The organism is Synechococcus sp. R55.2 (assembly GCF_047462075.1).
Lineage (GTDB): Bacteria > Cyanobacteriota > Cyanobacteriia > Thermostichales > Thermostichaceae > Thermostichus.
Window position 1 is genome coordinate 1 of the sequence record NZ_JANSIH010000289.1, and the last position, 4,252, is coordinate 4,252.

At 57.3% G+C, this 4,252-nt stretch carries 5 protein-coding genes; 3 read left to right on the top strand and 2 right to left on the bottom strand.

Annotated elements, in window-relative coordinates; translation table 11 throughout:
• The 3 genes from NW838_RS09420 to rpsD form a co-directional block, all read left to right on the top strand.
• Positions 1–514: zinc ribbon domain-containing protein (locus NW838_RS09420; RefSeq protein WP_414427926.1), on the top strand; the 514-nt coding region annotated here is incomplete at its 5' end.
• A gap of 122 nt (positions 515–636) precedes the next feature.
• Positions 637–1,773, top strand: coding sequence for a GDP-mannose 4,6-dehydratase (gene gmd, locus NW838_RS09425; RefSeq protein ID WP_414357356.1), 1,137 nt, complete (start codon positions 637–639; stop codon positions 1,771–1,773).
• 176 nt (positions 1,774–1,949) lie between these two features.
• Positions 1,950–2,561 (top strand): 30S ribosomal protein S4, encoded by a 612-nt coding sequence (gene rpsD / locus NW838_RS09430; RefSeq protein ID WP_011432724.1) that lies wholly within the window; start codon positions 1,950–1,952, stop codon positions 2,559–2,561.
• Here rpsD and NW838_RS09435 read toward each other — a convergent pair.
• Both NW838_RS09435 and NW838_RS09440 read right to left on the bottom strand, forming a co-directional pair.
• Entirely contained in the window at positions 2,558–2,725 is a 168-nt protein-coding gene (locus NW838_RS09435; protein ID WP_414357357.1) for a hypothetical protein, read from the bottom strand. The genes rpsD and NW838_RS09435 overlap by 4 nt on opposite strands.
• 225 nt (positions 2,726–2,950) lie before the next feature.
• On the bottom strand, positions 2,951–4,252 hold a 1,302-nt coding region (locus tag NW838_RS09440; protein WP_414427927.1), incomplete at its 5' end, for a TolC family protein.

A 4,252-nucleotide genomic window follows, 5' to 3' on the forward strand; every position in this document is an offset into this window, starting at 1 on the left:
TCTATCTCGTCAGTGCTCTCTTTTGGCTCAAATAAAAGATCAACACAACCTAGTTGACGAGTGCCATCGCAAGGTAGCAGCGTTCCTGACCGATCACTACCGCTTGATATTTCTGCCCACCTTCGAGTCGGCCCAGATGGTTGCCAAGGCGGGAAGAAAGTTTGGTAGCAAGACGGCTAGGGCGATGCTGACCTGGGCGCACTATCGGTTCAAGCAGTTCCTGAAGTTCCAAGCCAGGAAGAAGAACGTGGTGGTGGATGTGTCAGAGGCGTACACCAGCAAGACCTGTACGAGGTGTGGGCATATCCACACCCAGTTAGGGGGTGCGAAGGTGTTTGTCTGTCCCGAATGCAACCACAAGCTACCACGGGATTGGCAAGGCGCTCTGGGGGTATTCCTCAGGGCTTTGCGGGATACCGCCATTCTGTTCAGTACTGAGCAGGATGCTATCGCTGCTTCTCTGGGCAGCAATGTGTGGCTACGCCACGCAAGCGAACAGGAAAGTTCAGCGTAAATGTATCAGTCCTGCTGCACTATAATGTTCTCGCTTCAAGGTCTCCGCTTTGAGGTTTGCCATTGGACTTGAGCCTTGAGCCACTTGGTTCTTCATTTTTCCCGATCTTTGCCCCCAACTCTATGACCCAACGTGCCCTAATTACCGGCATCACCGGACAGGATGGCTCTTACCTGGCCGAGCTGTTGTTGCAGAAAAACTACGAAGTTCACGGCATCATCCGCCGCGCCAGCACCTTCAACACCGACCGCATCGACCACATCTACGTGGATGCCCATGACCCCCAGGCTAGGCTATTCCTTCACTACGGGGATCTCACGGATGGCACCACCCTGCGCAGGATCCTGGAACAGGTGCAGCCGACGGAAGTGTACAACCTGGGGGCCCAATCCCACGTGCGGGTGAGCTTTGATGCGCCGGAATACACTGTTGATGCAGTGGCCATGGGTACCCTGCGTCTCCTAGAGGCCATCCGCGACTATCAGCAGCGCACCGGGATCCGGGTGAAGTTTTACCAGGCAGGCTCCTCGGAGATGTTCGGCCTGGTGCAGGAGATCCCGCAAAAGGAGACCACCCCCTTCTACCCGCGCAGCCCCTATGCCTGTGCCAAGGTGTACGGCTACTGGCAGACGGTCAACTACCGCGAAGCCTACAACCTCTTCGCCTGCAACGGTATCTTGTTTAACCACGAAAGCCCACGGCGAGGGGAAACCTTTGTAACCCGCAAGATCACCCGCGCCGTCAGCCGCATCGTTGCCGGCAAGCAAAGCAAGCTGTACCTGGGCAACCTGGATGCCAAGCGGGACTGGGGCTACGCCAAAGACTACGTCGAGGGGATGTGGATGATGCTCCAACAACCCCAGCCGGATGACTATGTGCTGGCTACTGGGGAAACCCACACCGTGCGTGAGTTTGTGGAACGGGCCTTCGCGCTGGTGGGCCTGCCGATTACCTGGAAAGGCTCCGGCCAAGCCGAACAGGGGTTGTACAAAGACCAAGTGTTGATCGAGATCGATCCCCGCTACTACCGCCCAACCGAGGTGGATCTGCTGTTGGGGGATGCTTCAAAAGCCAAGCGAGTCCTGGGGTGGGAACCCAAAGTAAGCTTCCCGCAATTGGTGGAGCTGATGGTGCTGGCCGACTTGGAAGCCATCGGCCTGGATCCGGATCCCATCTTGGGGGAACGGCGCACCCTCAACGGCCTGCTCAGCGAAGATCGCGCCTTCATCCGCACCCAAATGGGGGTTCACTACGACTGACAAGACAGTTAGAACGGTGGAGACGGGATCCCAAAAGACAGCCTTGCCCCCTTGCCCAAAGTAGGGATCAAACGCTTAATATAGTAGATCGCCGATTCTTTTGGTGGTTTGTACTCTTGCTCCCTAGCTGACCATCTCTTGCAGAGTTTGTTTGCTGATTTTGGAGAAATGCCCGCATGTCCCGCTACACAGGCCCCCGCCTAAAAATTATTCGTCGCTTCGGGGGACTTGATCTGCCCGGTTTGACGCGCAAGCGCCCCAAAAATACCAATCCACCCGGTATGCACGGAGCCGAGCGCAAGAAAAAATCCGAATATGCCATTCGCCTGGAAGAAAAGCAGAAGGTGCGCTTCAACTACGGGCTGAGCGAGCGGCAGATGATCCGCTACATGCGCAAGGCACGGCGCTCCAAGGGATCCACCGGTTTGGCCTTGCTGCAAATGCTGGAAATGCGGTTGGATTGCATCGTATTTCGTCTTGGCATGGCTCCAACCATTCCGGCAGCTCGGCAGCTCGTGAGCCACGGCCACATAGAGGTTAACGGCCAAAAGGTAACCATTCCCAGCTATGGCTGCAAAGTGGGGGATGTGATTACGGTAAAAAACAAGGAATCTTCCCGCAAGCTGGTGGCCGCCTACGCGGAGTATCCGGGATTGTTCTTGCCAGACTACCTGGAGTTTGACAAAGAAAAGCTGCGCGGACGCATCAAGGAATTGCCCCCCCGCGAGCAAATTTGCGCCCCGGTCAACGAGCTTTTGGTGGTCGAGTTCTATTCCCGCAAGCTCTAGGGATCCCCTTTTGTGGCCATTACAAATTGCAGGGGGGGCGGTTTGACGTTCTCCCCACACCCGAAGGCAGGGGATTTTTCACGGTTTGCTTTTTCATAGTCTTCACAGAGTTCCCCCTCTTTCTTGCTCGCGTTGGCAATGCGCAGCGCTGGGGTCATAGTCATTTCGATTCAAACCAGGACACTGTACCCACAACTAAAATGTCGGTCGCGTCAGCGTTGCGGAGCAATAATGCAGAGGGCCAGAAGGTTTCTCTCAATAGCCTGGCTGTCTCAGCCTAACCTGAAGCAACTATACTTCCAGCTTGGAATAGAACTGTTTCGTCGCGGTATCCATAGCACCCCTCTCCTTTTGGAAGAAGGGCTGGGAGTGAGGGAGAAAGGCTCAGGTCAAAGGCTGCCAATGGCCCGTTTCAGTTGCACCAAGGCGCGATTGTAGGCGATTACAGCATTGGAAAGGTTGCCACGGGCAGTGGTGAGGGCAGCTTCAGCATTGATCACCTCCGTTTGGGTGCCCACCCCCGCTTGCAGGCGCAGCCGGGCCAAGCGCAGGCTCTCTTCTGCCGAGGCAATTGCCACTTTGGCCGAGTCGATCTGTTCACGGCTGGAGCTGAGGGTCAGAAAGGCTTCTTCCACCCCCCGCTGGATTTCGTTGCGGGTGCCGACGAAATTGCTCACGGCCACCTGCCCGTCGATCTGAGCTTGGCGGGCTTGGGCAGCCGCTTCTCCCCCATCGAACCAAGTCAAGCTGAAATTGGCTCCGACCGAATAGCCAACATCAAAGCTATCGCGGCTGGCGTTGAAATCGTTAACGGCATCGAGGCTGGCGAATAAGCCAATTCGGGGGCCATTGCGGGCCTGTGCTAGGCGCACACGGCTTTGGGCCTGCTCCAATTCTCGGCGTCGGCGCTCCAATTCCTGTCGTTGGGCAAAGGCAGCAATGATGGTCTCTTCCAGGCTGAGATCCCACTCTCCCATCGGCTCGATGCGGTCGCTGGCCAACACGTCGGTGGGGCTGGGAAAATTCAGCAGTTCGGCCAGGCGGCGGCGATTCAGTTGCTGGGTGTTCTGGGCCACCAGCAAGGTTTGTCGATTGTTGGCCAATTCCGTCTCTGCCTGGAGAATCTCAAAGCGGGTACCCAGCCCGGCCCGTTCTCGAGCTTGAGCATCCCGCAGAGTAGCTTCAGAGCTTTCAACGGCAGCTTGGCTGATGGCAACCCTGGCATCTGCGCTTTGCAGATCGTAGTAGGCATTGGCCACAGCTTGTTTGACCGTCTGCAGCGTTTGCTCCAGTTGCAGTTGGGCGATGCGCAGAGCTTCCTGGGCCAGCTTCAGGTTTTGCTCCCTAAGGCCACTGTCAAAAGCGGTATACTCCACCCGCACCACACTGGCCGAGAGGGTGTGGGATTCGCGCCTTGGCCCACCACCAGGAGAGGGAGCCTCACTGTACTGGTAGTTGGCACGGCTGGAGAGGGTGGGAGCAAAGGCAGCTTGAGCCAGGGCTACCCCGGCCTCGGCCCGCTCGACGGCCAGTCTGGCCTGCTGCACAGCCGGGTTCTGGGCAACGGCGATCTCCAGAGCTTCTTCCAAAGACAGGCCCTCCCTTCGCTCGATGCGCACCTGCAAGGGGGATTGGGGCACCACCAATTCTTCAGCCTTGGAAGCCCCCTGCAAAGCCAGGTCAGCCGCAGG